At 39.2% G+C, this 2,698-nt stretch carries 2 protein-coding genes and 1 rRNA gene; all 3 read left to right on the forward strand.

The genetic code is table 11. The features are described from left to right. Positions 1 to 95 precede the first annotated feature (95 nt). Positions 96 to 1,169 (forward strand): dipeptide epimerase, encoded by a 1,074-nt coding sequence (locus tag AC1DRF_RS22220; RefSeq protein WP_427077063.1) that lies wholly within the window; start codon positions 96 to 98, stop codon positions 1,167 to 1,169. A 32-nt stretch (positions 1,170 to 1,201) separates the two neighbouring features. Next, complete coding sequence (locus AC1DRF_RS22225) at positions 1,202 to 2,215, forward strand: C40 family peptidase (RefSeq protein ID WP_230185431.1); 1,014 nt, start codon at positions 1,202 to 1,204, stop codon at positions 2,213 to 2,215. Positions 2,216 to 2,591: 376 nt separating this feature from the next. Continuing rightward, positions 2,592 to 2,698, forward strand: a 16S ribosomal RNA gene (locus AC1DRF_RS22230); the annotation flags it as partial.

Consider the following 2,698-nt stretch of genomic DNA (forward strand, 5'->3'; position numbering starts at 1 on the left):
GTATGATGGTCGCCAAAATTTTAGGAGCGATCTAAGAATAAACCAAAAATACGTATGAAAGAATATTTGTGCTGAATCGAAAGGAAGCGATTGAAATGATAATTAAAGACATAACTGTAAAGCATCAAACCGTTCCACTGCTCGTTCCGTTTAAAACAGCGCTTCGAACAGCAACAGAGATAGACAGCATAAGTGTAGAGATTCAATTAGAAAACGGAATAAAAGGAAAAGGAGCGGCTTCGCCAACATATGTTATTACAGGCGATTCTTTAGAGGGCATTCAAGCTGCACTTCAAGGACCTATTAAACTAGCGCTAATAGGAGAGGATATACGTCAGTTTCAAAAACTCTTAAAAAAAATTCAAAGCTGCTGTATTCACAATTCAAGTGCTAAAGCAGCTGCTGATATCGCTTTGCATGATGCTTATACAAAGTTTCTTAACATTCCTTTATATGCTTTCTTGGGCGATAAGCAGTCTATCTCTACATGTATGACGATAAGTGTTGATACACCTGAAAAAATGGCTGAAGACGCACAAAAAAGTGCAGCGGACGGATTTGACATTTTAAAAGTAAAGGTAGGTTCAATTCCTGAGCTAGACCTTGAGCGTATTAAACATATTCGATCTGTCATTCCGGATCATGTAAAACTTCGGTTGGATGCAAATCAAGGATGGACTCCAAAACAAGCAGTGCAATTAATTAATAAAATGGAAACTCTCAACTTTGGTATTGAATTGGTAGAACAACCTGTCCCTGCTCATGATTGGGAAGGGTTAAAGTTTGTGACTGAACGAGTAAACGTACCCATTATGGCAGATGAGAGTCTATTTTCTGCCAAAGATGCATTAAGGCTTGTAAGCGGGCGGTACGTGGATCTTTTGAATATTAAGCTAATGAAGTGCGGAGGAATTAATGAAGCAAGAAAAATCGCAAGTATTGCTGAGGCGAACGGTGTTGCATGTATGATTGGAAGCATGATGGAACCATCACTTTCCGTGGGAGCAGCTGCTCATCTGGCAGCCGCTCATCCGAATATCACGTATTTTGATCTAGATGCTCCTCTTTGGCTTTCAACTGAACTGGATGTGTTAAAGTACAGCGGTCAAGAGGTTTTCTTATCAGATCTTCCTGGAATAGGAGAAATCACCGTTCCTATCTCAAAATAAAAGGATAGTAATATAGTAGAAGGAGAGAGACGATGAATATAAAACGTTGGCTTTTAACGGCAACAACAGTTATTTTAGCTACATTTGGGGTTAGTGCAGTTCCTTCTGTTCATGCTTCTGAAGAAAAAGAAACTGCTTATATAGATGTCGCAGCAGCTACTCTGTGGACAGCACCAGACATCTTGCGGGAAGTGGACGCTCCGTCAGCTACTAATCCTGTAGATATGAGAAAGTGGACCACATCGATGAATTTGAAACAGAAGCAGCAGTTATCTAGCGATGGGATGCTTGAGACACAAGCGTTATATGGAAACAAAGTAACGATTTTAGACGAACAAGGAGACTGGGTCAAAGTAGCTGTAGACGGACAGCCTACTTCTCGAAATGAATTAGGGTATCCCGGATGGATGCCTACTAAACAATTAACCTATAGCAAAAGGTACGAACAGTATGCAAAGAAGCCTTTTGTAATGGTGACGGCTCCGACTACTTATCTATATCATTCGCCTTCTTTGAAAAAGAAAGGTATTGAAGTTAGCTATAATACGCGCTTACCTCTTTTGGCAAAATCAAAGAGTGCATATAAAGTATTAAAACCAAATGGAAAGACAGCATGGATTTCTACAAAAGCAGGAAAAATCTACGCGTCTCAAAAAGATATTCCTGTACCAACTGGCACGGAGCTTGTTGAAAGTGGAAAGGCATTCTTAAATCTTCCATATTTATGGGCTGGCATGAGTGGTTTTGGATTTGACTGCTCTGGATTTACGTTTACGATGTACCAATCCCATGGTATTACGATTCCACGTGACTCAGGGCCACAGTCTAGAGCAGGGCAACCAGTAGATATGAACAACCTTCAACCTGGAGACTTATTGTTTTTTGCCTATAACCAAGGAAAAGGAAGCGTCCACCATGTAGCAATGTATGCGGGAGATGGCATGATGATTCATTCGCCGAACTCCGAGCGGACAGTAGAGATTATTCCTTTAAACACGAAGGGATATATTGAAGAGTATGCAGGTGCACGTCGTTATTTACCTTGATCAGTAAAATAAGAAAGAAGCTCTTTTTGTGAAGGGCTTCTTTTTTAATATAGAGTATAGATAAAAATTAGAAAATTTAGTTTATTTACGTTTAACTACTTGTCAGTAAGGGAAGTAGTTAAACAAGAGAAAAAAACATTTTTCTTCTTGAAACATATTGACTTTATATGAAAATCGTTATATTATTATAAAGCGTCGTTGAGACATACTTGTAACAACGAAGCTGAAAAAAGAATTTTAAAAAGTTGTTGACATTACGTTGATAACTTGATAAGATAATAAAGTCGCCTAAGAGCGGCGGTTGAACTTTGAAAACTGAACAAAGCGACAAACGTCAACGTTAAATTTTATTTTTTAATTGAGCAAGTCAAACATTTCTTCGGAGAGTTTGATCCTGGCTCAGGATGAACGCTGGCGGCGTGCCTAATACATGCAAGTCGAGCGAACTGATTAGAAGCTTGCTTCTATGACGTTAGCGGCGGA

Source organism: Priestia sp. P5_B4, from assembly GCF_056400385.1.